The 26,167-nt window shown below is 67.2% G+C and carries 29 protein-coding genes and 2 tRNA genes; 6 read left to right on the top strand and 25 right to left on the bottom strand.

Annotated elements, in window-relative coordinates:
- Positions 1-5 precede the first annotated feature (5 nt).
- The 21 genes from nuoG to gap form a co-directional block, all read right to left on the bottom strand.
- Positions 6-2,009, bottom strand: a complete 2,004-nt coding sequence (gene nuoG / locus SFC76_RS01980; RefSeq protein WP_322847805.1) for an NADH-quinone oxidoreductase subunit NuoG — start codon at positions 2,007-2,009, stop codon at positions 6-8.
- Complete coding sequence (gene nuoF / locus SFC76_RS01975) at positions 2,009-3,313, bottom strand: NADH-quinone oxidoreductase subunit NuoF (protein ID WP_322847804.1); 1,305 nt, start codon at positions 3,311-3,313, stop codon at positions 2,009-2,011. The genes nuoG and nuoF overlap by 1 nt, the downstream gene beginning before the upstream one ends.
- Positions 3,313-3,543: a hypothetical protein gene (locus SFC76_RS01970; RefSeq protein ID WP_322847803.1), complete on the bottom strand. Its 231-nt coding sequence runs from the start codon at positions 3,541-3,543 to the stop codon at positions 3,313-3,315. Before SFC76_RS01970 ends, nuoF begins: the two co-directional genes overlap by 1 nt.
- Complete coding sequence (locus SFC76_RS01965; protein ID WP_322847802.1) at positions 3,540-4,208, bottom strand: NAD(P)H-dependent oxidoreductase subunit E; 669 nt, start codon at positions 4,206-4,208, stop codon at positions 3,540-3,542. The genes SFC76_RS01970 and SFC76_RS01965 overlap by 4 nt, the downstream gene beginning before the upstream one ends.
- Positions 4,208-4,435: a hypothetical protein gene (locus SFC76_RS01960; RefSeq protein ID WP_322847801.1), complete on the bottom strand. Its 228-nt coding sequence runs from the start codon at positions 4,433-4,435 to the stop codon at positions 4,208-4,210. The genes SFC76_RS01965 and SFC76_RS01960 overlap by 1 nt, the downstream gene beginning before the upstream one ends.
- Complete coding sequence (locus SFC76_RS01955) at positions 4,432-5,643, bottom strand: NADH-quinone oxidoreductase subunit D (protein WP_038666501.1); 1,212 nt, start codon at positions 5,641-5,643, stop codon at positions 4,432-4,434. Before SFC76_RS01955 ends, SFC76_RS01960 begins: the two co-directional genes overlap by 4 nt.
- A 59-nt stretch (positions 5,644-5,702) precedes the next feature.
- A complete protein-coding gene (locus SFC76_RS01950) occupies positions 5,703-6,557 on the bottom strand; it encodes an NADH-quinone oxidoreductase subunit C (RefSeq protein WP_322847800.1) in 855 nt (284 codons plus the stop codon).
- Positions 6,554-7,105 carry a NuoB/complex I 20 kDa subunit family protein gene (locus SFC76_RS01945; protein ID WP_322847799.1) on the bottom strand — a complete coding sequence of 184 codons (552 nt, stop codon included), beginning with the start codon at positions 7,103-7,105 and terminating at the stop codon, positions 6,554-6,556. Before SFC76_RS01945 ends, SFC76_RS01950 begins: the two co-directional genes overlap by 4 nt.
- Positions 7,106-7,110: 5 nt before the next feature.
- Positions 7,111-7,485: an NADH-quinone oxidoreductase subunit A gene (locus SFC76_RS01940; RefSeq protein ID WP_322847798.1), complete on the bottom strand. Its 375-nt coding sequence runs from the start codon at positions 7,483-7,485 to the stop codon at positions 7,111-7,113.
- 544 nt (positions 7,486-8,029) lie between these two features.
- Positions 8,030-8,842: an inositol monophosphatase family protein gene (locus SFC76_RS01935; RefSeq protein WP_038660333.1), complete on the bottom strand. Its 813-nt coding sequence runs from the start codon at positions 8,840-8,842 to the stop codon at positions 8,030-8,032.
- Between the two features lie 147 nt (positions 8,843-8,989).
- Positions 8,990-9,553 carry an elongation factor P gene (gene efp, locus SFC76_RS01930; RefSeq protein ID WP_037530700.1) on the bottom strand — a complete coding sequence of 188 codons (564 nt, stop codon included), beginning with the start codon at positions 9,551-9,553 and terminating at the stop codon, positions 8,990-8,992.
- A gap of 64 nt (positions 9,554-9,617) precedes the next feature.
- Positions 9,618-10,202, bottom strand: coding sequence for a M23 family metallopeptidase (locus SFC76_RS01925; RefSeq protein WP_322847797.1), 585 nt, complete (start codon positions 10,200-10,202; stop codon positions 9,618-9,620).
- Between the two features lie 259 nt (positions 10,203-10,461).
- On the bottom strand, positions 10,462-11,484 hold the full coding sequence (locus SFC76_RS01920) for a L,D-transpeptidase (protein WP_322847796.1): 1,023 nt from the start codon (positions 11,482-11,484) through the stop codon (positions 10,462-10,464).
- 162 nt (positions 11,485-11,646) lie between these two features.
- Positions 11,647-12,330, bottom strand: coding sequence for a thiamine phosphate synthase (gene thiE, locus SFC76_RS01915; protein ID WP_322847795.1), 684 nt, complete (start codon positions 12,328-12,330; stop codon positions 11,647-11,649).
- Positions 12,327-12,857 (bottom strand): hypothetical protein, encoded by a 531-nt coding sequence (locus SFC76_RS01910; protein ID WP_322847794.1) that lies wholly within the window; start codon positions 12,855-12,857, stop codon positions 12,327-12,329. The genes thiE and SFC76_RS01910 overlap by 4 nt, the downstream gene beginning before the upstream one ends.
- Positions 12,858-12,861: 4 nt before the next feature.
- Positions 12,862-13,785, bottom strand: coding sequence for a class I fructose-bisphosphate aldolase (locus SFC76_RS01905; protein WP_322847793.1), 924 nt, complete (start codon positions 13,783-13,785; stop codon positions 12,862-12,864).
- Positions 13,786-13,811: 26 nt separating this feature from the next.
- Positions 13,812-14,138, bottom strand: a complete 327-nt coding sequence (locus SFC76_RS01900) for a type II toxin-antitoxin system PemK/MazF family toxin (RefSeq protein WP_322847792.1) — start codon at positions 14,136-14,138, stop codon at positions 13,812-13,814.
- A complete protein-coding gene (locus tag SFC76_RS01895) occupies positions 14,129-14,353 on the bottom strand; it encodes a ribbon-helix-helix protein, CopG family (RefSeq protein WP_322847791.1) in 225 nt (74 codons plus the stop codon). The genes SFC76_RS01900 and SFC76_RS01895 overlap by 10 nt, the downstream gene beginning before the upstream one ends.
- A 607-nt stretch (positions 14,354-14,960) precedes the next feature.
- Complete coding sequence (locus tag SFC76_RS01890) at positions 14,961-16,154, bottom strand: phosphoglycerate kinase (RefSeq protein WP_322847790.1); 1,194 nt, start codon at positions 16,152-16,154, stop codon at positions 14,961-14,963.
- An 11-nt stretch (positions 16,155-16,165) separates the two neighbouring features.
- Positions 16,166-16,648, bottom strand: coding sequence for an MOSC domain-containing protein (locus tag SFC76_RS01885; RefSeq protein ID WP_322847789.1), 483 nt, complete (start codon positions 16,646-16,648; stop codon positions 16,166-16,168).
- A 4-nt stretch (positions 16,649-16,652) separates the two neighbouring features.
- A complete protein-coding gene (gene gap / locus SFC76_RS01880; RefSeq protein ID WP_322847788.1) occupies positions 16,653-17,663 on the bottom strand; it encodes a type I glyceraldehyde-3-phosphate dehydrogenase in 1,011 nt (336 codons plus the stop codon).
- A 175-nt stretch (positions 17,664-17,838) separates the two neighbouring features.
- Here gap and SFC76_RS01875 point away from each other — a divergent pair, with 175 nt between their 5' ends.
- The 4 genes from SFC76_RS01875 to SFC76_RS01860 all read left to right on the top strand — a co-directional run bounded on the left by SFC76_RS01875 (position 17,839) and on the right by SFC76_RS01860 (position 19,319).
- The gene (locus tag SFC76_RS01875) at positions 17,839-18,021 is read left to right on the top strand and encodes a hypothetical protein (RefSeq protein ID WP_322847787.1); all 183 of its coding nucleotides are present in this window, start codon (positions 17,839-17,841) and stop codon (positions 18,019-18,021) included.
- Positions 18,021-18,326, top strand: coding sequence for a cell division protein ZapA (locus SFC76_RS01870; RefSeq protein WP_322847786.1), 306 nt, complete (start codon positions 18,021-18,023; stop codon positions 18,324-18,326). Before SFC76_RS01875 ends, SFC76_RS01870 begins: the two co-directional genes overlap by 1 nt.
- Before the next feature lie 253 nt (positions 18,327-18,579).
- Complete coding sequence (locus SFC76_RS01865) at positions 18,580-19,116, top strand: 5-formyltetrahydrofolate cyclo-ligase (protein ID WP_322847785.1); 537 nt, start codon at positions 18,580-18,582, stop codon at positions 19,114-19,116.
- Positions 19,113-19,319, top strand: coding sequence for a DUF2842 domain-containing protein (locus tag SFC76_RS01860; RefSeq protein WP_322847784.1), 207 nt, complete (start codon positions 19,113-19,115; stop codon positions 19,317-19,319). The genes SFC76_RS01865 and SFC76_RS01860 overlap by 4 nt, the downstream gene beginning before the upstream one ends.
- Positions 19,320-19,364: 45 nt before the next feature.
- Here the strand turns inward: SFC76_RS01860 and SFC76_RS01855 are convergent.
- The 4 genes from SFC76_RS01855 to SFC76_RS01840 form a co-directional block, all read right to left on the bottom strand.
- Positions 19,365-19,441, bottom strand: a tRNA-Asp gene (locus SFC76_RS01855).
- Between the two features lie 91 nt (positions 19,442-19,532).
- A tRNA-Asp gene (locus SFC76_RS01850) sits at positions 19,533-19,609 on the bottom strand.
- A 52-nt stretch (positions 19,610-19,661) separates the two neighbouring features.
- A complete protein-coding gene (locus SFC76_RS01845) occupies positions 19,662-20,897 on the bottom strand; it encodes an AI-2E family transporter (RefSeq protein WP_322847783.1) in 1,236 nt (411 codons plus the stop codon).
- 52 nt (positions 20,898-20,949) lie between these two features.
- On the bottom strand, positions 20,950-22,656 hold the full coding sequence (locus tag SFC76_RS01840; protein ID WP_322848056.1) for a class I adenylate-forming enzyme family protein: 1,707 nt from the start codon (positions 22,654-22,656) through the stop codon (positions 20,950-20,952).
- Positions 22,657-22,842: 186 nt separating this feature from the next.
- On the opposite strand from SFC76_RS01840, the gene SFC76_RS01835 reads away from it, so the two are divergent.
- Positions 22,843-24,063, top strand: a complete 1,221-nt coding sequence (locus SFC76_RS01835) for a serine hydrolase domain-containing protein (protein WP_322847782.1) — start codon at positions 22,843-22,845, stop codon at positions 24,061-24,063.
- Positions 24,064-24,084: 21 nt separating this feature from the next.
- The gene (locus tag SFC76_RS01830; protein ID WP_322847781.1) at positions 24,085-26,097 is read left to right on the top strand and encodes a 3-hydroxyacyl-CoA dehydrogenase NAD-binding domain-containing protein; all 2,013 of its coding nucleotides are present in this window, start codon (positions 24,085-24,087) and stop codon (positions 26,095-26,097) included.
- The last annotated feature ends 70 nt before the right edge of the window (positions 26,098-26,167 follow it).

Genomic DNA, 26,167 nt, shown 5'->3' with positions numbered 1-26,167 from the left:
ATCGGTCACTCCGCCGCCTCCGCGAACGTCTCGCCACGGACCAGTTCGGCCGAACAGCGCTGCATCGTCGGGGACGCGCGGCAAATGGCGTTGGTCAGATAGAAATCCTTGATCGGATAGCCGGTGAGGCTCCCCTGCCCCGCGCCATCGAGCGCCGGCGGGTTCCACTCGAAGCCGGCGAGCTGGCCGACGTGGCGCAGCGCGGGGACCTCGGCGGTCATCGCCTCGCGCAGCCCGGCGAGGCTGTCGAACGGCAGCGTGGCGCCGAGCACTTCGGACAGCGCACGGAAGATCGTCCAATCCTCGCGCGCATCGCCCGGTGCGAACACCGCGCGCTCGCCACGCTGGACGCGGCCTTCGAGATTGACCCAGGTGCCCGACTTCTCGGCATAGGTCACGCCCGGCAGGATGACGTCGGCATGATGCGCACCGGTGTCGCCGTGATGACCGACATAGACCTTGAACCCGCCGAACCTGGTGTAATCCACCTCGTCCGCGCCGAGGAAGAAGGTCACCGCCGCCTGCGACAGATCGGCGATGCCGCCCTTCTGCGCATAGCCGAGCATCAGCCCGCCCATCCGGCTCGCCGCCATATGGACGACGTTGAAGCCGTTCCAGCCGTCGCGGACCAGATTGAACTGCTTGGCGAAGGCAAGCGCCGCACCATGGCCGCCCTTGAGCGCGCCGCCACCGACGATGACCATCGGCTTGGCGGCATCGCCGAACAGCGTGGCAACCGCCTCCGGCAGATTGCCGAGCAGCGACAGATCGGCGCCCAGCCATTCGACCTCATAGGTCAGCTCGGTTTCCGGCCCGATCGCGAAGACCTTGGCGCCCTTCTTGATCGCCTTGCGAATGCGGGTGTTCACCAGCGGCGCTTCCCAGCGCAGATTGGTGCCGACCAGCAGGATCGCATCCGCCTCTTCGACGCCGGCGATCGTCGAGTTGAAATTGACCGCGGCAAGGCTCGACGTGTCATAGTCCATGCCCGTTTGCCGCCCTTCGAGCAGCGACGAGCCCAGCGTTCCGAGCAGCGCCTTGGCGGCGTACATCGTCTCGCAGTCGACCAGATCGCCCGCCACCGCGGCGACATTCGCGCCGGCAGCCTCGACCTTGGTCTTGATGACCGCGAACGCCTCGTCCCAGCTTACCGGGACGAGCTTGCCGTCGCGGCGAACGAAGGGGCGATCGAGGCGACGACGGACGAGGCCGTCGACATGGTGACGCGTCTTGTCGTGCGCCCATTCCTCGTTGACGTCCTCGTTGATGCGCGGGACGCAGCGCAGCACCTGACGGCCGCGGCTGTCGAGGCGGATGTTGGTGCCGACCGCATCCTGCACGTCGATCGTGAGCGTCTTCTTGAGCTCCCACGGCCGCGCTTCGTACGAATAGGGCTTAGAGGTCAGCGCGCCGACCGGGCAGAGATCGACGACATTGCCGCTCAGCTCGCTGGTCACCGCCTGTTCGAGATAGCTGGTGATCTGCATATCCTCGCCGCGATAGATCGCGCCGATCTCCTCGACCCCGGCGACCTCTTCGGCGAAGCGGACGCAGCGGGTGCACTGGATGCAGCGGGTCATGATCGTCTTGACGATCGGACCCATATATTTCTCGGTCACCGCCCGCTTGTTCTCGGTGTAGCGGCTATGGCCCTTGCCATAAGCGACCGACTGGTCCTGCAGATCGCATTCGCCGCCCTGATCGCAGATCGGGCAGTCGAGCGGATGGTTGATGAGCAGGAATTCCATCACGCCCTCGCGTGCGTTCTTCACCATCGGCGTGGTGGTGAACACTTCCTGATTGTCCGCCGCGGGCAACGCGCACGACGCCTGCGGCTTGGGCGGCCCCGGCTTCACCTCGACGAGGCACATGCGGCAATTGCCGGCGATCGACAGCCGCTCATGATAGCAGAAGCGCGGGATTTCCTTGCCCGCGGCTTCGCATGCCTGGAGGACCGTCGCGCCCTGCGGCACCTCGACCTCGATCCCGTCTACTTTCAGCTTGGGCATTATTCGGCAGCTTCCTGCATCGGCGTCAGATCGCCGCCGCTACGTTCGTTGATCCGGCGCTCCAGCTCGGGGCGGAAGTGCTTGATGAGTCCCTGGATTGGCCATGCCGCGGCATCGCCGAGCGCGCAGATCGTGTGACCTTCGACCTGCTTGGTGACCTGATGCAGCGTATCGATCTCGGCGATGTCGGCGTCGCCGGTGCGCAGCCGCTCCATCACCCGCCACATCCAGCCGGTGCCTTCGCGGCACGGCGTGCACTGGCCGCAGCTCTCATGCTTGTAGAAATAGGAGATGCGGCTGATCGCGCGGACGATATCGGTCGACTTGTCCATGACGATCACCGCGGCGGTGCCGAGGCCCGAGCCGACCGCCTTGAGGCCGTCGAAGTCCATCGGTGCGTCGATGATGTCCTTGGCCGGCACCAGCGGCACCGACGAGCCGCCCGGGATCACCGCGAGCAGATTGTCCCAGCCGCCGCGGATGCCGCCGCAATGCGTCTCGATCAGCTCGCGGAACGTCAGGCCCATCGCGTCCTCGACCACGCAGGGCTTATTCACATGCCCGCTGATCTGGTAGAGCTTGGTGCCCTTGTTGTTCTCGCGGCCGAAGCTCGAGAACCACGATGCCCCACGCCGCAGGATCGTCGGCGCGACCGCGATCGATTCGACGTTGTTGACCGTCGTCGGGCAGCCGTACAGCCCCGCGCCCGCCGGGAACGGCGGCTTGAGCCGCGGCTGGCCCTTCTTGCCCTCGAGGCTTTCGAGCATCGCGGTCTCTTCGCCGCAGATGTACGCGCCGGCGCCGCGATGGACGAAGACGTCGAAGTCATAGCCCGAACCGCTGGCGTTCTTGCCGATCAGCCCCTTGTCGTAAGCCTCTGCGACCGCCGCGAACAGCGTCTCCGCCTCGCGGATATATTCGCCGCGGATATAGATGTACGCGGCACGCGCGCGCATCGCATAACCGGCGATCAGCGCTCCCTCGATCAGCTTGTGCGGATCGTGGCGGATGATCTCGCGGTCCTTGCAAGATCCGGGCTCGGATTCGTCGGCGTTGATGACGAGGAAGTTCGGCCGGTCCGGCTTGGGTTCCTTGGGCATGAACGACCATTTGGTGCCGGTCGGGAAGCCCGCGCCGCCACGGCCGCGCAGTCCGCTCGCCTTGATGACGTCGATGATCGCGTCCTGGCCGAGCGCCATAAGCGCCTTGGTATTGTCCCAGTCGCCACGCTTCAGCGCGGCGTCCAGGTTCCACGGCTGGAACCCGTAGACGTTGGTGAAGATGCGGTCTTTATCGGCAAGCATCAGGCATGTCCGTCCACGAGATCAAGGCGCTGCTTAACCCGGCGCATGTCGCTCGACAGACCGTCGACGCCCTGCTGTACCGCAGCCAGATGGGTATCGATGCCGAGCAGGCGATGCTCCATCGCCGTCTGACGCAATTCCATATTGATCATCCGATCCTTCACATCGGACATATCACCGCGGATGCCACGGAGCATTTCGGTGATGAAGCGGGTATCTCCGACGGTCATGCCCACTCCTCCCGATAATCGTGGTTGGCGTCGACCATGGCGGTCAGCGACGTCGGGCCGCCCTCGGGGCAGCTCGTCTGGCGACCGATCGTCGAACCCGCCTTCGGCGTATTGCCATTGGCGAGCGCTTCCAGCACCGCGACGGTGCGATCGTAGTCGAGGTCTTCGTAATTGTCGTCGTTGATCTGGACCATCGGCGCATTGGCGCAGGTGCCCAGGCACTCGACCTCGGTCAGCGTGAACATGCCGTCCGGCGTCGTCCCGCCCTTGACCAGCCCGCGGTTCTTGCAGGCGGCGAGCACGTCGTCCGAACCACGCAGCATGCACGGCGTCGTGCCGCAGACCTGCACGTGATAGCGGCCGACCGGCGCGAGGTTGAACATCGTATAGAAGGTCGCGACCTCAAACACGCGCATATACGGCACGCCGATCGCCCTCGCGACGAATTCGATCACCGGCACGGGCAGCCAGCCCTGCGTCTGCGTCTCGGCCCCGACCTGGCGCTGCGCGAGGTCGAGGAACGGGATCGACGCGGACTGTTCGCGACCCTTCGGATAGCGCGCGAGGATCTCGTTCGCCTTCTTCTGGTTGTCTTCGTTCCAGGCAAAACCGCCCCAGCGGGCGCGGGTTTCGGCTTCGTCGGGGATCTGCGGTGCTTCAGCCATCAGCCGGCATCCCGCAGGTCGAGGCGGCGCTCGACGCGCGACAAGCGTTCGTCAAAGCGATCCATCCTACCGTTCAAGCCAACGACACTCGTCTGCAAGCTGAGCATATGCTCTTCCATCGCTGTCATGCGGACCTTCACGTCCTGCACATCGCCACGCAGGTCCTGAAGTCCTTCATCGATCCGGCGCAACCGCTCCAAGATCAGGTTTTCGACGTTGCCCGTCACCGGTCGCACTCACCGAACACGATGTCCATCGCACCGAGGATCGCGGTGGTGTCGGCCAGCATGTGGCCGCGGCTCATGAAGTCCATCGCTTGGAGATGGCTGAACGCGGTCGGCCGGATCTTGCAGCGATAGGGCTTGTTCGAGCCGTCGGAGACGAGGAACACGCCGAACTCGCCCTTGGGGCTCTCGGTCGCGACATACACTTCGCCGGCGGGGACGTGATAGCCCTCGGTATACAGCTTGAAGTGATGGATCAGCGCTTCCATCGACTGTTTCATCTCGGCGCGCTTGGGCGGCACCACCTTGCGGTCGGTCGAGGCGATCGGCCCCTCCGGCATGTCGCGCAGGCATTGCTTCATGATCCGCGCCGACTGGCGGACCTCCTCGACGCGCACCATGAAGCGATCGTAGCAATCGCCGCGCGTGCCGACGGGGATGTCGAACTCCATCCGGTCGTAGACGTCATAGGGCTGCGACTTGCGCAGGTCCCAGGGGATGCCCGCGGCGCGGATCATCGGCCCCGAGAAGCCCCAGGCGATCGCATCCTCGCGGCTGACCGTCGCGATGTCGACGTTGCGCTGCTTGAAGATGCGGTTGTCCGCGACGAGGCTGATCGCATCCTCGAACAGGCGCGGCAGCCGCGTGTCGAGCCAGTCGGCGATATCGGTCAGCAGCTTGAGCGGCACGTCCTGATGGACGCCGCCCGGGCGCATGTAATTGTGGTGCATGCGCGCGCCCGAGGCACGCTCGAGGAAATTGTAGCAATCCTCGCGAATCTCGAACATCCACAGATTCGGCGTCATCGCGCCGACGTCCATGACGTGCGAACCGAGGTTCAGCATGTGGTTCGAGATGCGGGTCAGCTCGGCGAAGAAGACGCGCAGATACTGGGCGCGGATCGGCACCTCGATATCGAGCAATTTTTCGATCGCGAGCACGAACGTGTGCTCCATGCACATCGGCGAGCAATAATCGAGGCGATCGAAATACGGGATCGCCTGCGCATAGGTCTTGTATTCGATCAGCTTCTCGGTGCCGCGATGGAGCAGGCCGACGTGCGGATCGATGCGCTCGATGATCTCGCCGTCCAGCTCCATCACCAGCCGCAGCACGCCGTGCGCCGCGGGATGCTGGGGACCGAAGTTGATCGTGTAATTCTGGATCGTGACGTCGCCCTCGGTCGGGTGCGCCGGGCTGGTGACGTGCATCAGCTCGTCGACATACGGATCGACGCTGGTGGTGGCGGGCGCGAGATGCGGGTCCTGGCTCACTGATTCTGTCCTCCGCCCTTGGTCGGCACGACGTCCGAATCCTTGGGCTTGTCCTGCGCCGCATTGCCCGGATCGGCGTCGCCGGCGCCGGTCTTGGCGGTGCCGGTCGTGTCGTTCTTGGCATAGGGCTCGCTGCCGGCCTTGGGTGCCTGCGTCGGCGAGCGCGCCGCATCGGCCTTGGCGATGTCGTCCGCCTTCAGCGGCGTCGGTGCGCCCTTCGCCTCGGGCAGCATGCCCTTCTCGTCGCCGGGCAGCACATAGGCCGCGCCCTCCCAGGGGCTCTGGAAGTCGAAGTTGCGGAAATCCTGCGCCAGCTTGACCGGCTCGTAGATCACGCGCTTGGCCTCTTCCGAATAACGCATCTCGACGAAGCCCGAGAGCGGGAAGTCCTTGCGCTGCGGATGGCCGCGGAAGCCGTAGTCGGTGAGGATGCGGCGCAGATCGGCATTGCCGGTAAACAGCACGCCGTACATGTCGTACACCTCGCGCTCGAGCCAGCCGGCGACCGGCCACAGGCCCGTCACCGACGGCACCGGCTTGACGTCGTCGGTGGCGACATGGACGTGCAACCGGTGGTTTCGGGTCAGCGAGAGCAGGCAATAGACCACTTCGAACCGCTCGGGACGATCCGGATAATCGACGCCGGCGATCTCCATCAGCTGCTGATATTCGAGGCCGGGCGTGTCGCGCAACTTGGCGAGCGCGTCGACGATCGCGGTCCGCTCGACGTAGAGCGCGACCTCGCCGACCTGATCGACCGCGTCGAGCAATGCCGAGCCGAGCGTCGCCCGGACGATCTCGATCGTCTCGCCGTTGAGGTCGGCGGCCCAGGCGGGAGCAGGCGCCCTCACCGTTCCACGCTCCCCTGGCGGCGGATCTTACGCTGCAACTGCATGATCCCGTATAGCAACGCTTCCGCGGTCGGCGGGCAACCGGGGACGTAGATGTCCACCGGCACGACGCGATCGCAGCCGCGCACCACCGAATAGCTGTAATGGTAATAGCCGCCGCCATTGGCGCAGCTGCCCATCGAGACGACGTACTTCGGCTCCGACATCTGGTCGTAGACCTTGCGGAGTGCCGGGGCCATCTTGTTGCACAACGTACCCGCGACGATCATCACGTCGGACTGGCGCGGCGAGGCGCGCGGCGCGGCGCCGAAACGCTCGAGATCGTAGCGCGGCATGTTGACGTGGATCATCTCGACCGCGCAGCAGGCGAGACCGAAGGTCATCCACCACAGCGAGCCGGTACGCGCCCACTGGAACAGCTCCTCGGTCGAGGTGACGAGGAAGCCCTTGTCGTTGAGCTCGCCGTTGAGGCTATCGAAGAAACCCTGATCGGGCGGCACCAGCGACGAGGCGGTCGCCGGGCGTTCGAGTTCGACAGGTCCGGACATAGGGGTCATTCCCAATCCAACGCTCCCTTTTTCCAGGCATAGACGAGGCCCAGGGCAAGCTCGCCGATGAAGATCATCATGGAGATCCATGCGGTCCAGCCGATGCTGAAAACCGATACTGCCCAGGGATATAGGAAGGCGGCTTCGAGATCGAAGATGATGAACAGGATGGCGATCAGATAAAAGCGCACGTCGAACTGGCTGCGCGGGTCCTCGAAGGCGGGGAAGCCGCATTCATATTCCGACAGCTTCTGTTCGGTGGGCTTGTTGGTGCCGGTCAGCCGCGCGACGACCATGGGCAGGAACACGAACGTGCTCGACAGCGCCAGGGCGACACCCAGGAACAGCAGGATAGGCAGATATTGCGACAGATCGACCAAGGGGCTTCTCGCAGGTGCGAAGGATGTGGGGGTCGCTTTAGGCCCCCGGAGGGGTGCGGGCAAGGCCGCGGAGGCTGTGAGAATCACTCTCAATTGGTGGAGCGACGATCGGCGAGCCGGTAAAATTCCTCCCCCGCCAGGGAGTGCCGGGTTGAACGGCCCCCGGCCGTTCAAGGTCATGCCGGGGGCATGACCGACCCGGCACTGTGGCGCGGCGAAGCCGTGACGGAGGGGGAGGATACGGAACCGAGGTCGTCGCTTACTTCCCCCTCCGTCATGCCTGCGGCATGCCACTTCCCCCTGGCGGGCAGGGTAATCGCATATGGCCCTCCCGGTAAGTCGTACGCCCTCCAAATCCACTTCGTCACCCCGGCCTTGCGCCGGGGTCCCGCTTCTTTGGACGGCGCGAAGAAGCGGGATGCCGGATCAGGTCCGGCATGACGGGGATGGGAAAGCCGTTGCAACACCCCAATGGCCATATGCGATCGCCCTGCCCTGGCGGGGGAGGAATCGGCGCAGTTTACAGGCCGGACGTCGATCCGGCTCAGCGCAGCGCGCCGGCGACCAGCTTGTGCAGCTTGACGTGGAGGCCGTCGTTGCCGGCGAGGAACTCGTTGCGCTCCATCGCCTTGTCCGCGCCGCGGAAGTCGGTGACGTAGCCGCCGGCTTCCTTGACGAGCAACATGCCCGCCGCGGTGTCCCACGGCTTGAGGCCCGATTCCCAATAGCCGTCGAACCGGCCGGCAGCGACCCAGGCGAGATCGAGCGCCGCGGCGCCGAGCCGGCGGATGCCGGCGACTTCCGGCGCGATCGCACCGAAGATGCGGCTCCACTGGACGAAGTCGCCATGGCCGAGGAACGGGATGCCGGTGGCGATCAGCGCCTCGGACAGGTCGCGCCGTGCCGAGACGCGCAGCCGCTGGTCGGTGAGCCATGCGCCGCGCCCCTTTTCGGCCCAGAAGCTCTCGTCGGTGAGCGGCTGGTAGACGAGGCCGGTGGTGATCTCACGCTTGCCCGACGGGGTCGGCTCCTCGACCGCGATCGAGATGGCGAAATGCGGGATGCCGTGGAGGAAGTTCGACGTGCCATCCAGCGGATCGATGATGAAGCGCGGCTTGTCGGGATCGCCCGCGACCTCGCCGCCCTCCTCCATCAGGAAGCCCCAGTCGGGACGGGCGCGGCGCAGCTCCTCGAACAAGGTCTGCTCGGCGCGCTTGTCGGCGATCGACACGAAGTCGGCCGGACCCTTGCGGCTGACCTGGAGGTGCGAGACCTCGTTGAAGTCGCGACGCAGCGCCGTGCCGGCCTTGCGGGCGGCGCGCTCGATGACGGTGAAGAGACCGGAATGGGAGGGCATGGGGATTTCTCTATACCCCTCTCCCGCTCGGGAAAGGGAGGGGCCCGCCGCCGTCAGGCGGTGGGAGGGTGAGGTCGAAGGAAGGCCCTGCCCTCACCCGACCTCGCTACGCTCGGCCACCCTCTCCCGCAGGGAGAGGGATATCGGTCAATCCGCGCGGCGGACGTAGGTCTGTTCGTAGACGTCGACGACGATGCGGGTCCCCGCGCCGATATGCGGCGGGACCATGACGCGCACGCCATTGTCGAGGATCGCGGGCTTGTACGACGACGAGGCGGTCTGCCCCTTCACGACGGCATCGGCCTCGACGATCATCGCCTCGATCGTGCTCGGCAGTTCGACCGAGATCGGCTTTTCGTCGTAGAGTTCGAGCACCACGTCCATGCCGTCCTGTAGGAAGGCGGCGGCATCGCCGAGGATGCCGGCGTCGAGCGTGATCTGCTCGTAATTGTCCTTGTCCATGAAGGTCAGCGCGTCGCCGTCGCGGAACAGGAACTGGAAGTCCTTGGTATCGAGGCGGACGCGCTCGACCGTCTCGGCGGAGCGGAAGCGGACGTTGTTCTTGCGGCCGTCGATCAGGTTCTTCATCTCGACCTGCATGTACGCGCCGCCCTTGCCGGGCTGCGTGTGCTGGATCTTGACGGCGCGCCAGATGCCGCCCTCATATTCGATGATGTTGCCGGGACGGATGTCCACGCCGCTGATCTTCATGGATCTGAACCTATTGGAAAGAGCGAGATAGGCGCGCGGCTGGCGCGCGCCCGGTGGCGCCCCTTTACCGTCCCCGTGCGCGGGCGGCAAGCATGGGGTAGGGATCGACGTCCTCGCCCTGGTGCCAGCGCTCCGCCGGCTGCATCCGCTGCAGCCCGAAATGGAGGTGGTAATTGCCCGCGCCGGCATCGCCGGTGTCGCCGACATAGCCGATCGGCTGACCGGCCTTGAGCACCTGCCCCTCGTGCAGGCCGGGGGCGTAACCGGCGAGATGGGCGTAATAATATATCCAACGCCGGTCGGGCGAGCGGACATAGGCGGTGGTCCCGCCAAGGTTGGACTGGAACAGTTTCTCGACCGTGCCGGGGGCGGCGGCGATCACCGGCGTGCCGGCGGCGGCGGGGATGTCGGTACCGTGATGGCCGCGGGTGCCGCCGCCCCGCGGGTCCATCCAGCTGTCGACGATCGTCTCGCGCCGCACGCCCGCGACGGGCACGGCAAGCGGCGCATCGTCCGCGGCGGCGGGCTCGCCGACCGCGACGTCGACGCGCGGCGTGCCGCGGGTGGCGGTGCCGACGCTGGTCATCGCGGCGAAGGCGGCGCCGAGGACGAGGACGACGACTAGGATGGTCCAGCCGAGGCGGGTCATGCGCGGGGGCTGACCATCGGAAGTGCGGAGTACCTAATTCCTCCCCCGCCAGGGAGTGCCGGGTTGAACGGCCCCCGGCCGTTCAAGGTCATGCCGGGGGCATGACCGGCCCGGCACTGTGGCGCGCCGAAGGCGTGACGGAGGGGGAGGATACGGCGAAGTTGGTCGTATGCGGAAACGCCCCCTCCACCACCCGCTATGCGGGCGGTCCCCCTCCCCCGCTGAAGCGAGGGAGGAATTCTGCTCGCTTCCTCCGCCGTCACGCCTGGAACACCGCCTTGGTCCCCGGCTTCACCATCTGCGCCAAACGCGCGACGTCCCAATTGGTCAGGCGGATGCAGCCGTGGCTTTCGGTGCGGCCGATCAGTTCGGGATGCGGGGTGCCGTGGATGCCGTAATGCTCCTTCGACAGATCGAGCCAGACGACGCCGACCGGGCCGTTCGGCCCCGGCGGCAGCATCTCCTTCTGGTCGCCCTTCTTGGCATCCCAGAACAAGGCCGGATTGTAGTGGAACTTGGGATTATAGTCGGCGCCGTAGATCTTCCACGTGCCGAGCGGCAACGGGTCGTGCTCCGACCCCATCGTCGCGCTGAACTGCGCGATCAATTTGTCGTCCTTGTCGAGGACGCGCAGCACCTTCTCCGATTTGTCTACGACGATATGGTCGGCGACCGGCTGGTTGGCGTCGACGTTGAGCATGTTGAGCGTCTGGCGCCAGTGATCGGGCAGCTTCGGGTCATAGGCGCGGCTCGCGGGCAGCGCGTTAGGCACGACGATCGTATTGCCGACCTTGAGCCGCGTATCGGGCGAGTTGAGCGCGATCAGCACCGCGGGCTGGGTGTGGAACATCTCCGCCAGTTTCTCCATCGGCGTGGCGTAGCCGAGGCTGGGGAGCTTGGCCTGTTCGCCGTAATCCTTGGGCAGCGGGTTGTAATACGGCCCGGCCAGCGCCTCGCGGGTCAGCACGAAACGCGCGGTGGGGCGCTTGGCGCGATAGGGGTAGAGCGCCTGCAACGTCGCCGCGTCGGGCTTGCCGGTGCGCGGCAGGCCCTTGGCCTCCTGAAAGCCCTTGAGCGCGGCGGTGAGCGACTGGCCGCCCTTGCCGTCGAGCACGCCGGGGCCGAAGCCGAGCGAGTCGAGGATCACCTGAACGTGGAGGATGTTGCGGTCGAGCGCCGGGGATGCCGGCTGCGGGACCGGCTGGACGACGGACTGCTGTGCGATCGTCGGGGCGGCGAGCGCGGCGCCCGAGAGCAGCGCAATAGCCAGAACCTTCTTCATATCGCCGTTCCCTTTAACCGTTACGCTTGTGGATCAAACGGTTCGGAACAGCGGTAGTTTCGTCGGGCGTATTTTATCCTTTAGCGGTCGTGCTGCGTCCGCCGAAGCGCGGTGGCACCCACCTGCCCTTCGACGAACCCAACGCGAACGCTCGCTTGCGGATCAGCCGCCGAGCACCTCGGCGAAGGCACGTACCGCGGCGGCTTCGTCGCCACCCCACACCGCGCCGGAGACGGCGAGGAAGTCCGCCCCCGCCGCGACGAGCGGCGGCGCGTTGACCGGCGTGATCCCGCCGATCGCGACGCTCGGCAGCTCGAACATCGATGCCCACCACGACAGGATCGACGGTTCGGGGTGGTGCTCGACCGCCTTGGTCGTTGTCGGGTAGAAGGCGCCGAACGCGACGTAATCCGCGCCGCGCTCGCCCGCTTCCATCGCGAGGTGGCGGCTGTCGTGGCAGCTCACGCCGACCTGCACCTCGGGGCCGAGCAGGTCGCGCGCCTCGCGCGGGTCGCCGTCGTCCTGGCCGAGGTGGACGCCGTCGGCGCCGAGCCGCTTGGCGAGCGCGATGCTGTCGTTGACGATGAACGCGACCTCATGGTCGGCGCAGATGCGCTGCAACGGCTCGGCGAGCTTGGCGGCGACATGCTGGTCGACATCCTTGACGCGGAACTGGAAGGCGGCGACCGGCCCGGCGTCGAGCGCGCGCGCCAGCCGGTCGGCGAAGGCGCCGCCGACGTCGAGCGGCGAGATCAGATAGAGCTGGCACGGCGGCCGGCGGTCGTTGCGCCGGAAGTTGGCGGCAAAGTCCGGGTCCAGCGGCCCGAGGGGATCGTCTTCGGTCATCCGCCAGCGCCTAGCGCCTTCCACGCGGCGGCGAAAGCCGCGGGATCGTCGAGCCGATGCACGATCGTGGTGATGCCGCGCCGGCCGGGCAAGGGCGCGACCAGATCGACGACGAGATTGGGATAAGCGAGCAGCGCGAGATTGAGCACCGAACGCTGCTTCATCGCAATACGCTCGATCGAGGGACGCAATCCCGCAATGGCGTGCAGCGGTAGGTCGACGCGGCGGATCGTGCCGACCTGCAGGACCAGCCGCTCGCGATCGAGCAGCACCGGACGGTGCTTCATCGCCAGCAGCGCCCGCACCAGCCAGACCAGCCCGCCGAGCGTGAAGACGGACAGCGCCAGCGCCGCGGTGCGGCTCCACGAGGCGATCAGCAGGTGCGTGACCGCCATCTCGACCAGACCGACCGCGACGATCGCCCAGACCAGCGGGGCGACCGCGCGATGATAGGCGAAGCGGAGCGGCACGGTGACGGGCGCCGCGCCGGACGGATCGTGATCCGCGTCCGGTGCGGCGCCCGCCATCGGATCAGGCCGCCTCGCCCTTGTAGATGGCGATCAGCTTGCCGAGCATGTCGAGCGCGTCCTCGCGGCTGCGCTGGAAGGTGTTGCGGCCGATGATCGAGCCGTTGCCGCCGCCGGCGAGGATGTCGCGCGCGTCCTGATAGAGCGCATCGGTGCCCTTGGCCGCGCCGCCCGAGAAGACGACGATGCGGCGGCCGGCGAAGCTCGCCTGGACGACGTGACGGACGCGATCGGCCTGGTTGGACCAGTCGGTGCCCTCATAGACGCGCTTGGCCTCTTCCTGCTCGATATGCGCGGACGGCAGCTTCACCTTGATGATGTGCGCGCCGAGCAATGCCGCCATGTGCGCGGCATAGGCACCGACGTCGAGCGCCAGTTCGCCGTCCTTCGACAGCTTGCCGCCGCGCGGGTAGCTCCAGATCACGGTGGCGATGCCGACCGACTTGGCCTCCTCGCTGAGCTCGCGGATCTCCTCCATCTGCTCGAAGATGCCGTCCGACCCCGGATAGATGGTGAAGCCGATCGCGGCGCAGCCGAGGCGCAGCGCGTCGGAGACGCTGGCGGTCACCGCCTGGTCGATGCTGGTCGCCCAGCTGTTCGAGCTGTTGAGCTTGAGGATCGTCGGGATCTGCCCGGCGAAGGTGTCCGCGCCCGCCTCGAGCGGCCCGAGCGGCGCGGCATAGGCCGACAGGCCGGCGTCGATCGCGATCTGGTAATGGTAATGCGGGTCGTAGGCCGGCGGGTTGACCGCGAAGGAGCGCGCCGGGCCGTGTTCGAAGCCCTGATCGACGGGCAGGATCACCAGCTTGCCGGTGCCGCCCAATTTGCCGTGCATCAGGATGCGGGCGAGGTTCGCCTTCACCGCGGGGCTGGTCGCTTCGTATTTGTCGAGGATCGTCTTGACGGCGGGGGTGACGTTGGTGGTCATGGGTCGGCTCCTTGGGTCGGATAGGGTCAGAGCATCAGCCAGCGGCGCAGCGCCTGGTCGATCTGCTCCATGCGGGTGGGACTGGCGTGGCCGATCACCCGGGTGATCCGCTCGCGCGCGACGCTGGAGATGCGGTCGATCTGCACCTCGCATTCGGCGGTCAGGCCATTGTGCTCCCGCGGCGACATCACCACCCGGAACAAGGCCTCGCCGCCGATGACGTTGGTCAGCGGACACACGGTGATCGTCGCATGCGTCGCATTGAACAGGTCGGACTGGACGACGACGCAGGGGCGCGCCGGTTCCCCGGCAGGCCCGTCGACCAGGGCGATGGCGCCGTGCGCTATCTCCACGCGGCGCCGTCCTGCCAGAACACGACGCCCTCGACCGAGGCGCGGGCGGAGGCGCGGGTCGACTGGCGGCGTGCCTCGCGGCGATAGGCGTCGTCGTGCAGATCGACGTAGCGGCGCACCGCCTCGCGTGCGATATCGCTCTTGCTGCGCCCCTGGGTGCGCGCAACCGCGGCAAGCCGCTCTTCCAATTCCGTATCGAGTCGTACGCCGAGCATGCCACCTGCCTGTTAAACGCGTTTAACATAGGCCGGACCCGTCGGACGATCAACTGTTTAGGTCGGCGATATTGACGATCCCGCGGATGTCGTGATCAGTCGCCGTCGGGGGGAGAGACGATCATGCGGTGGCTTCATCTGGCTTCGGCCATGGCACTGGCGACGGCGCCCCTGTTGGCGGCGGATGCGGCACCGCGATCCGGGCTGATCGGCAAGCCGGCGCCCGCGTTCGAGCTGACGCTGATCATGACAATTCCTCCCCCGCCAGGGCACGGCTATCGCATATGGCCCTCCCGGTAAGTCGTTCGCCCTCCAAATCCATTCCGTCACCCCGGCCTTGCGCCGGGGTCCCGCTTCTTTGGACGGCGCGAAGAAGCGGGATGCCGGATCAAGTCCGGCATGACGGGGATGGGAAAGCCGTTGCAACACCCCAATGGCCATATGCGATCGCCCTGCCCGCCAAGGGGAGGTGGCGCGGCGAAGCCGTGACGGAGGGGGAGGACACGGAACCGATGTTTTCCTTTCCTCCCCCTCCGTCATGCCTGCGGAATGCCACCTCCCCCTGCCGGGGGAGGACTTTCGTCAGGACCGGAAAGATCGATCCCGCCTAGCGGCCGATCAGCGCGGCGACGCCGGGCAAATCTTTGCCTTCCATCCATTCGAGGAAGGCGCCGCCCGCGGTCGAGACGAAGGTGAAGCGGTCGGCGACCCCCGCCTGATTGAGCGCGGCAACGGTATCGCCGCCGCCGGCGACCGAGACGAGGCTGCCGTCCTGCGTCAGCGCCGCGGCGGTGCGCGCGAGGCTGACGGTCGCCACGTCGAACGGCGGCGTCTCGAACGCGCCCATCGGGCCGTTCCAGACGAGCGTGCGGCAATTCTTGAGCACGTCGCCCAATGCCTCGATCGCGCTGGGACCGACGTCGAGGATCATCTCGTCGGCGGCGACCTCATGGACGTTGACGGTACGCACCGGCGGATTGGCGCGGAATTCCTTCGCGACGACGACGTCGTAAGGCAGATGGACGGTGCAATTGGCGCGATCCGCGGCTTCGAGGATCTCCTCGGCGGTGCCGGTGAGGTCGTGCTCGCACAGCGACTTGCCGACGTTGACGCCGCGCGCGGCGAGGAAGGTGTTCGCCATGCCGCCACCGATGATGAGGTGATCGACGCGGGTGACGAGATGCTTGAGCACGTCGAGCTTGGTCGACACCTTCGCACCACCGACCACCGCGGCGACGGGATGTTCGGGATTGCCGAGCGCCTTTTCGAGCGCATCGAGTTCGGCCTCCATCGCACGCCCGGCGAAGGCGGGCAGCACATGGGCGAGGCCTTCGGTCGAGGCGTGCGCGCGATGCGCGGCGGAGAACGCGTCGTTGACGTAGAGGTCGCCGAGTTTTGCAAAACGTTCAACGACTTGCGGGTCGTTCTTCTCTTCGCCGCCGAAGAAGCGCGTGTTCTCCAGAATGGCGATGTCACCGGGCTGGAGCATCGCGACCGCATCCTCGGCGCCCTCCCAGTCGATGTAGCGGACCTCGCGGCCGAGCACATGGCTGTACGGCCGCGCCAGCATCGCCAGCGACATATCGGGGCTCGGCACCCCCTTGGGGCGGCCGAAATGCGCGAGGATCAGCACGATCGCGCCGCGGTCGGCGAGTTCGGTGACGGTCGGCAGCGTCGCGCGCAGCCGCGTATCGTCGGTCACTGCGCCATCCGCCATCGGCACGTTGAGGTCTTCGCGGACGAGCACGCGCCGGCCGCTGATCTCACCCATATCGTCGAGCGTCTTGAAGGCCTTGGTCACATCGTCTTCCTTCATAGGAGCAATTGTTGAGGCGGAATGATCGTCACCGCGTCGCCAAGCGCGATCCGCCCGCCCGCCTTGACCCGCGTACAGGCGCCGCCGCGCCAGTCGGGGGTCAGCGCTGCCTCAAGCCCGGGCGCGACCGCCTCCATGCGGAAACAGGGATCGCATTCGACGGTGATCTCTAGCTCGACCGTGCCGATCCGGATCCGCGTCCCCGGCACCTGCGGGATGTCGATGCCGTCGAGCAGCAGATTCACCCGTCGCTCCTGCCACGGGATCGCCTGACCGAGTTCGGCCATCGCCGCCTGCCAGTCGCCACGTTCCATCAGCGTCACCTGACGCCGGCCGCGGCCGTTAGGCTTCACCCGCCCGCGGCAATCGCCGTCGAGGCCGCCGTCGACGGTCACCTCGACCGTCTCCAGCACTTCCATCGGCGCCTTGGGACGCGCGCGCCGGGCGATACCGACCAGCACGCCGCCCACCGTCGCCATCGGCTTAGAGGAAGCTCGCCATCACGGTCGCGGTGTCGACCATGCGGTTGGAGAAGCCCCATTCGTTGTCGTACCAGCTGACGACACGCACCAGCTTGCCGTCGAGCACCGCGGTTTCGAGGCTGTCGATCGTCGACGACTGCGGCGAGTGCATCAGGTCGATCGAGACGAGCGGCTCGTCCGAATAGACCAGCACGCCCTTCAGCGGCCCGTCTTCCGACGCCGCCTTGAGGATCGCATTGACCTCGTCCTTGGTGGTGTCGCGCTTCGGCGTGAAGGTCAGGTCGATCAGGCTGACGTCGGGCACCGGCACGCGGATCGCCGAACCGTCCAGCTTGCCCTTGAGCTCGGGCAGCACCTCGCCGACCGCGCGGGCGGCGCCGGTGGTGGTCGGGATCATCGACATCGCGGCGGCGCGGGCGCGGCGCAGGTCCGGGTGGATCTGGTCGAGGATCTTCTGGTCGTTGGTATAAGCGTGGACCGTGGTCATCAGGCCGCGCTCGATGCCGATCGCGTCGTTGAGCACCTTGGCGACCGGCGCGAGGCAGTTGGTGGTGCACGAGGCGTTCGAGACGATCGTGTGCTCGGCGGTCAGCTTGTCGTGGTTGACGCCATAGACGACGGTCAGGTCGACGCCCTTGCCGGGTGCCGAGATCAGCACCTTCTTGGCGCCGGCGTCGATATGCTTCTGGCAGGCGACGTTGTCGGTGAAGAAGCCGGTGCATTCGAGCACCAGCTCGACGCCCAGTTCCTTGTGCGGCAGATTGGCGGGATCGCGCTCGGCGGTGACGCGGATGCGCTTGCCGTCGATGACGAGGTCGTTGCCCTCTGCAGCGACGGTGCCGGGATATTTGCCGTGGACGCTGTCGCGGCTGAACAGCCAGGCGTTCGACTTGGCGTCGGCGAGATCGTTGATCGCGACGAGTTCCAGCTCGCCGGCGTTCCGCTCGATGATCGCGCGCGCCACGAGACGTCCGATGCGTCCGAAGCCGTTGATCGCAACCTTCACCGTCATCTGGTCTCTCCTCGCGTATGCATGAGCTGCGCGACGACATGGGGCCGCGCCGGGCGTGCCAGCCTTTGCGAGGCCGCGCCCCGGTCTGTCAACCGCGCGTGGCGTGCGCCGGGCCGATTGCGCGACGGGTTATGCCGGCTTGCCGCTCGTCACGGCCGCGCCTACGTCGCTCGCCATGTCCGACACTCCCAGTGCGGTCGATCGCATCGATGCCGCGATCGCCCGAATCGAATCCGCCATCGACGCCCGCGCCAGGGCCGGCGACGCGCTCGCCCGGCGTCATGCCGCGCTCAAGGCCCGGATGGCCGAGGCGGTGAGCGCGCTCGACGACGTCATCGCGCGCGGCTCGGCATCCTGATGGCCAATGTCACGCTGACGATCGGCTCCCGGCCGTTCACCGTCGCCTGCCGCGACGGCGAGGAAGCCCGCCTGCAACAGCTCGGCCGGATGCTCGACGAGCGCTGGCCCGCCGGCCTGCGCGCCGCCGCGAACATCCCCGGCGAGCGGGCGATGCTGTTCGTCGCGCTGATGCTGGCGGACGATCTCGACGAGATCCGGCAGCGCCCGCCCGAGGGCGCGGCGGTGAGCGAACCCGCGCTGGCGCGGATCGCCGACCGGCTGGAGGCGCTCGCCAACGCGCTGGAGCGCGATCCGGCGGGGTGAGGCGGGATACGTGGCCGCACCCATTGCCACCACCCCCGCGACGCACTAAGTCATGCCGTGGCGGGTTCTGCCCGGTACGAGCCTTACTTTATCCCTGAGGCTATTCATCATCCAAGGGGGCTGTCCCTGCTAGGACCCTGGTCCGAAGTATATGGTCCCCACCTGACGTTAACAGGCGTCGGCGGATACTTTGGCACACGGCCACGGCGGTCCCGCCACCCGCCCCTTCCCTCCTGCCCCGCGAACCGAGGCGATGACCGACAAGCTCGCCCTCCGCGCCCGCCTGCGGGCTGCCCGCGACGGCTTGGCGCGCGACCGGGCGATCGCGGTGCCGGACGCGTTCCGCGCGCGGCTGGCCCGGGCGCGCATCGTCGCCAGCTATATGCCATTGGGCAGCGAGGCGGACCCCGCCCCGCTCGCCACCGCCGCGCGCGACGCCGGCTGCCGGCTCGTCCTGCCCCATGTCACCGGCCGTGACGCGCCGATGCGCTTTCTCGACTGGGACGACGGGACGCCGCTCGTCGCCGGGCCCTACGGCCTGTTGCAGCCCCCTGCGGATGCCCCCGCGCTGCGGCCCGACATCGTGCTGACGCCGCTGCTCGGGTTCGATCGCGCCGGTCATCGCCTGGGCCAGGGGGCGGGCTATTACGACCGCGCCTTTGCTTTGTTGCCAGACGCATGGCGCGTCGGCGTCGCCTGGTCGGTACAGCAGGTCGATGCCTGCCCCGCCGACCCGTGGGACGTGCCGCTGCACGCCATCGCTACCGAATCGGATTGGATCGTCCCATGACCCCCAGTTGGCGCAAACCCGCGGGCGTGCTGCTCATCCTCGTGCTGATCGGGCTGTGGTGCGCGATCATCGTCAGCGCGGCGGGGATCGTCGGCGGCTGGCCGTGGTGGCTGCAACTGCCCTTCTATCTCGTCACCGGCATCGTGTGGATCATGCCGATGCGGCCGCTGCTGCTCTGGATGGAAACCGGGCGCTGGCGATAGGGCGCTGGCCTTAGGGATCGGGGGGGGCGGCATCCGTGAACCGGATGGCGCGAGTGACGGGGCTCGAACCCGCGACCTCCGGCGTGACAGGCCGGCGCTCTAACCAACTGAGCTACACCCGCGTGATACGCGGTCGGAGCAGATCGTCCGCCCGACCGGCGACGCGACATACTCCCGCATGTTCCGAAGACTTTCCCGTTCCCGAGGAGGGAATGGCGCGAGTGACGGGGCTCGAACCCGCGACCTCCGGCGTGACAGGCCGGCGCTCTAACCAACTGAGCTACACCCGCTGAAAGCGTTGAGGCGCGCCAACTAGGCGAGCGATCGGGGGGTGTCAATTGCCTATTCGCGCGCCGCGTCGCTGTCGTCCTCGTTGCGCTTCCGCCGGGCGCGCTCCTGCTGCACCAGCGTGCCGTGTTCGAACAGGAAGCCGGCGATGTCGGGCTTGCCCGCCGCGCCGAGCACGGTCTGGATGATGATCAGCAGCGGCACCGCGAGCAGCGCGCCCGCCGTCCCCCACACCCAGCCCCAGAAGCTGATCGAGACGAGGATCATCAGCGGGCTGATCGTCAGCCGGTGGCCGACGATCAGCGGCGTGATCGCATTGGCTTCGAGGAAATGGCAGCCTATCATCACCGCCGGCGGCAGCATCGCCACCCAGATGTCGGTGAAGGTCATCATCCCGCCGATCGCGAGCAGGAAGGCGGCGATGATCGGCCCGAAATAGGGGATGTAGTTGAGCAATGCGACGATCCCGCCCCACATCAGCGGCGAGGGCATGCCGATGAAATAGAGCGCGCCGGCGACGACGCCGCCGAGCGTCAGGTTGATCAGCGTGATCGTGCCGAGATAGGCCGAGACGTCGTCGACGACGTCCTGGATCACCCGCGCGGTCGCCATCGCGCCGTCGAAGCTGGTGCGGCCGGTGATCGTCTTCTTGCGCATGCCGGTCCAGCCGGACAGGAAGAAGAAGACGATCAGGATGCCGAAGAAGAACTGGACGATCACCGTCGGCGCCGAGGTGGCGGCGAGTTCGAGGATCGAGCTGGGCGGCGCCACCGCGGCGGTCTGCGGCTGGCGCACCGGCGTCGAGGCGATCTGCCGGAACATCTTGTTCACCGACTTCTCCAGCGTCGAATAGAGGTCGAGCAACGGCGACAGATTGTGCTGGATGCGGCTGATCCGGCTGGGCAGCAGCTGAAAGAAGTCGGTCGCGGGCACGACGATCGCGGCGATCACGACATTGACGATGATGAGGAAGACGAGGACGCAGAACAGCGCCGCGATCGCCGAGGGGATGCGCCGCCGTTCGAGCCATTCGAGCACCGGCACCAGCGCGATCGCGATGACCAATGCGATGGTCAGCGGCATGAAGAATTCGGCGCCCGATTTCAGCGCGAACGGAATGCCGAGCGTCAGGCCGATGCCGGCGATCAGCGTCAGCGCGGCGAGCAGCCGGTCGCGACGCTGCGCGATCCGCCCGATCTCGCTCCGCGAATTCGGCATCAGGGGCGCGCCGAGTGCCACCTGTTCCTCGGGCGTGATCGGACTCGGAACGGGATTGGAAGCGTCGGCCATCCGACTGCTCTAGCGCATTTTCGGTCGCCGCCATCCTGCTTCTTGCGCGCCCTTAGGCGGCGGCCGCCACCCGGTCGGCGAACAGGTCCTTGAGCGTCGTCTTGAGGATCTTGCCGTTGGCGTTGCGCGGCAGCGGCTCGGGCAGGAAGCGGATCGCGACCGGCACCTTGAACCCGGCGATCCGGTCGCGGACGAACGCCTGCAACTCCGCCTCGGTCGCGGTGCAGCCGGGGCACAGGTGGACGATCGCTGCGGGCTCCTCGCCGAGCGTGCGGTGCGGGATGCCGACCAGCGCGGCGTCGGTGACCGAGGGATGCGCGTAGAGGACGTTCTCGACCTCGATCGAATAGATGTTCTCGCCGCCCCTGATGACGATGTCCTTGGCGCGGTCGGCGATGAACAGGAACCCTTCCGGATCGATGCGGGCGATGTCGCCGGTCCGCACCCAGCCGTCGACGAAGGTCGCGGCGCTCTCGTCGGGGCGATTCCAATAGCCCTTCACCACCATCGGTCCCCGCGCCCAGAGTTCGCCCAGCGTGTCCGGCGGCAGCACGGTGACGCCGTCCTCGGCCCGAACCTCGATATCGGCCGCGGCGACCGGCGCGCCGGCGCTGTCCGGCCGGGCGAGATAGTCCTCGCCGCTCAGCGAGGTCACCGTCGCGGTCGTCTCGGTCATGCCCCAGCCGTTGCCGGGCAGCGCGCCGAATTCGGCATGGATGCGGCGGACCAGCTCGGGCGCCGAGGGCGCGCCGCCGTAGGCGATCGAATCGAGCGACGACAGATCGTAGCGGGCACGGTCGGGGTGTTCGAGCAATTGCCACGCGATCGTCGGCACGCCGCCGGTCATGTTGACCTTCTCGCGCTCGATGATCTCCAGCGCGCGGATCGTGTCCCATTTGCGCAGCAGCAGCATCGCCGATCCGGTCGCGATCGTCCCCATCATCCCCGCCGAACAGCCGGTGACGTGGAACAGCGGGATCACGGTCAGCGAGACCCGCGGCGTCGGTTCGGGCGGCGTCTCGCCGCGGCGCAGGCAGGCGCGCGCCGCGGCATAGCCGCTCGACATCACGTTGGTCATGAAGTTGCGATGGGTGCCGATCGCCCCCTTGGGCGCCCCGGTGGTGCCGCTGGTGTAGAAGATCGTCGCCTCGTCGTCGGGCGCGAGCGCGGCGACGGCGGGCAGGTCGGCATCGGGCAGCATCGCCCAGTCGTGCGGCGTGCCGATCAGCGTCTCCAGCCCGATCGCGGCACCGAGCGGCGTCGTCGCGCGGGCGACGATGACATGGTGCAGCCCCGGCAGGTCGCCGTACAGCGCCGCGAGCCGGGCATGGCGTTCGCCGTCGACGATCAGCACGCACGCGCCGGAATCGCGCAGGCCATAGGTCAGCTCGGCGCCCGTCCACCACGCGTTGAGCGGCACGACGATCGCGCCGATCGATGCCGCCGCGAAGAAGGCGACGGGCCATTCGGGCAGATTGCGCATCGCCAGCGCGACGCGGTCGCCGCGGCCGACGCCCAGTTCGAGCAGTCGCGCCGCCAGCGCCGCGACGGCGCGATGATTGGCGTCGTAGCTGATCCGTTCGTCCTCGTGGATCACGAACAATCGCTCGCCATGCGCGCGACTCGCCTCGATCAGATGGCGCATCGTCGGTGGCGCGTTCTTCCACACCCGCGTCGGCACGCCGCCGATCGTCACCTCCTCCATCTCGAAGCGCGCGCCCGGCGCGGTGAGCAGCGCCCGCACCTGCGGCATCGCCATCGCCGGCCAGCAGGCGGGCAGCGGCACGACGGGAGCGACGAGCGGATCGTTAGCCAAGGGAGCGTCCTTTCCACGATCGCCGCCACCGGCAAGCGACCTTTGCGTTTCGATGAAAGGTTACTGTTGATTCCGGCATCGCTCAAGGCGATATGGAGTCAAAGTTAGAAACCGGGGTATGGCAGAGAGATGACAGATACGGTCCCGCCCAGCCACGGCTTCGCACCCGAGCGGCTCGCGGCGGTCGATGCCTTTGTGAAGGCGCGCTATCTCGACACCGGGCTGCTGCCGCACGCGCAATTGCTGATCGCGCGCGACGGCGAGATCGTCCATTTCTCGCATCAGGGGCCGGCCCGCGACGGCGGCGCGCCGGTGGACGAAGGCTCGCTGTTCCGCATCGCCTCGATGACCAAGCCGATCACCTCGATCGCGTTCATGATGCTGGTCGAGGCGGGGCTGGTCGCCGTCGATACACCGGTCCATCACGTGCTTTCCGAATTCGAGGGCGTCGGTATCTATCATAGCGGCGGTGGCGGCGTGCCGTTCGCCACCCGGCCGACGAACGCGCCGATGCGGATGCTCGACCTGCTGCGCCACACCGCCGGCCTCACCTACGGATTCCAGAACCGCTCCAACATCGATGCCGCCTATCGCGCGCTGAAAATCGAGCGCTGGCATGGCGATCTCGATCTCGACGGCTTCGTTGCCGCACTGGCCAGGCTGCCGCTCGAATTCTCGCCCGGCGAGGGCTGGAATTATTCGGTCGCCACCGACGTGCTCGGCGCGGTGGTCGAACGGGTGTCGGGGCAGCGGCTCGACGAGTTTTTCGCGACGCGCATCTTCGCGCCGCTTGGCATGCACGACACCTTCTTCCAGGTGCCCGCGGACAAGATCGACCGGCTGACCGATTGCCATGCGCTCGATGCGGATGGCCAGCGCGTGATCTACGACCGCGGCGCGGCGAGTGCGTGGAGCCGGCCGCCGCGACTGCTGTCGGGCGGCGGCGGGCTGGTGTCGAGCGCGCTCGACTATCATCGTTTCTGCCGGATGTGCGAGAATGGCGGGACGCTGGACGGCGTGCGCATCGTCGGGCGCAAGACGCTCGAACTGATGACGATGAACCATCTGCCCGGCGGCCAGGACCTCGCCGGCCTGTCGCGGTCGCTGTTCAGCGAAACGCAGAATGCCGGCACCGGCTTCGGCCTGGGCTTCTCGGTGACGCAGGACGTGGCGAAGACGATGATGCCCGGTTCGCGCGGCGAATATTATTGGGGCGGCATGTTCTCGACCGCCTTCTTCATCGATCCCGTCGAGCGATTGCACATGGTGTTCATGACGCAGTTCACGCCGTCGAGCCTCTATCCGATCCGCCGCGAGCTGAAGACGATGATCTACGCCGCGCTCAACTGACGATTAGCGAAGGACCGTTCCATGACTTCACCGATCCGCACCGAACGCCATGGCGAGGTGCTCGTCATCATTTCCGACAATCCGCCGGTCAACGCGCTCGGCGCCGCGGTGCGGCAGGGCCTCGAGGCGGCGATCAAGGAAGGCGTCGCCGATGCGACGGTCGAGGCGATGGTGATCCGCTGCGACGGCCGCACCTTCTTCGCCGGCGCCGATATCACCGAATTCGGCAAGCCGATGGTCGAGCCCGGCCTGCCCGCGGTGGTCGACATGATCGAGGCTTCGACCAAGCCGGTGGTCGCGGCGATCCACGGCACCGCGCTCGGCGGCGGCTGCGAGGTGGCGCTGGGCTGTCATTATCGCGTCGCGGTGCCGTCGGCGAAGATCGGTACGCCCGAGGTGAAGCTCGGCCTGCTCCCCGGAGCGGGCGGCACGCAGCGGCTGCCGCGGATCGCCGGGGTGCGCGTCGCGCTCGAACTGACCGCCAAGGGCGATCCGATGCCGGCGAAGACAGCGCAGGCGGCCGGGCTGATCGACCGGATCGTCGGTGAGGACAGTCTGGAGGCCGATGCGATCGCCTTCGCGCGCGAGGTCAAGGCCAAGCGCCCGATCCCGCGCGCGTCCGAGCGCGAGGCGAAGCCCGATCCCGAGGCGGTTGCCGCGTTCGAGAAGGAGAATGCCCGCCGCTTCCGTGGCTTCGACGCCCCCGCCGCCAATATCGCCTGCGTCGTCAAGGCGACCGAAATGCCGTTCGCCGAGGGCATCGCCTTCGAGCGGCAGGAATTCATGCGGCTGATGATGGGCAACCAGTCCGCCGCGCAGCGCCACATCTTCTTCGCCGAGCGGCAGGCCGCGAAGATCGACGACGTACCCGCCGATACAGTGCGCCGCCCGATCAACCGCGTCGGCGTGATCGGTGCCGGCACGATGGGTGGCGGCATCTCGATGAACTTCCTGTCGGCCGGCATCCCGGTGACGATCGTCGAAATGCAGCAGGAGGCGCTCGACCGCGGCGTCGCGACGATCCGCAAGAATTACGAGGCGACCGCCGCCAAGGGCCGGATGAAACCCCAACAGGTCGAGGCGGCGATGGCCGCGCTCAGCCCGACGCTCGACTTCGACGCGCTGGGCGAGTGCGATCTCATCATCGAGGCGGTCTATGAGAATATGGAGGTGAAGCAGGAGATCTTCACCCGGCTCGACGGCATCGCCAAGCCCGGCGCGATCCTCGCCTCCAACACCTCCTATCTCGATATCGACGAGATCGCCGCCTGCACGGCGCGGCCGCAGGACGTCGTCGGCATGCACTTCTTCTCGCCGGCCAACGTCATGAAGCTGCTCGAGGTCGTGCGCGGCGCCAGGACCGCGCCCGACGTGCTCGCGACGGTCATGGACCTCGCCAAGAGGATCAGGAAGGTCGCGGTGGTCGCCGGGGTCACCTATGGCTTCATCGGCAACCGCATGCTGATGCCGCGCCAGGTCGAAGCGAACAAATTGCTGCTCGAAGGCGCAACGCCGGAGCAGATCGACCGCGTCCACGTCGCATTCGGCATGCCCATGGGCCCCTTCCAAATGGCCGACCTCGCCGGCGTCGATATCGGCTGGCACCGCGATCCCGGTCGGATCGAGAATATCCGCGACGCGCTCGCCGCCGAGGGGCGGTGGGGACAGAAGAAACAGGCGGGCTTCTACGATTACGACGAGAAGCGGAACCCCACCCCCTCGTCCCGCGTCGCCGAGATCATCGACGAATGGCGGGCGAAGACCGACACGCCGCAGCATGACGTCACCGACGAGGAGATCATCGAGCGCACGCTCTACACGATGGTCAACGAGGGCGCGCTGATCCTCGAAGAGGGGATGGCGCAGCGCGCATCCGACATCGATGTCGTGTGGATCTACGGTTACGGCTGGCCGGTCTATCGCGGTGGGCCGATGTTCTGGGCGAAGACCGAGGGCTATGACGAGGTCGTCGCCGGGCTGGAGAAGCACGGCTTCCCGGTCGCCAGGAGCCTGAAGAGCGGCAGCATCAAGTAACAGTCCGTCACCCCGGTCCCGAGCCGGGGTCCCGCCAACTCTTGCCCGCGCGAAGCGGGACCCCGGCGCA

The organism is Sphingomonas sp. CD22, assembly GCF_034556155.1.
Classification (GTDB): Bacteria; Pseudomonadota; Alphaproteobacteria; order Sphingomonadales; family Sphingomonadaceae; genus Sphingomonas.
The sequence above is the reverse complement of the archived record's forward strand: the minus strand, read 5'-3'. Positions and strand labels throughout refer to the sequence as shown.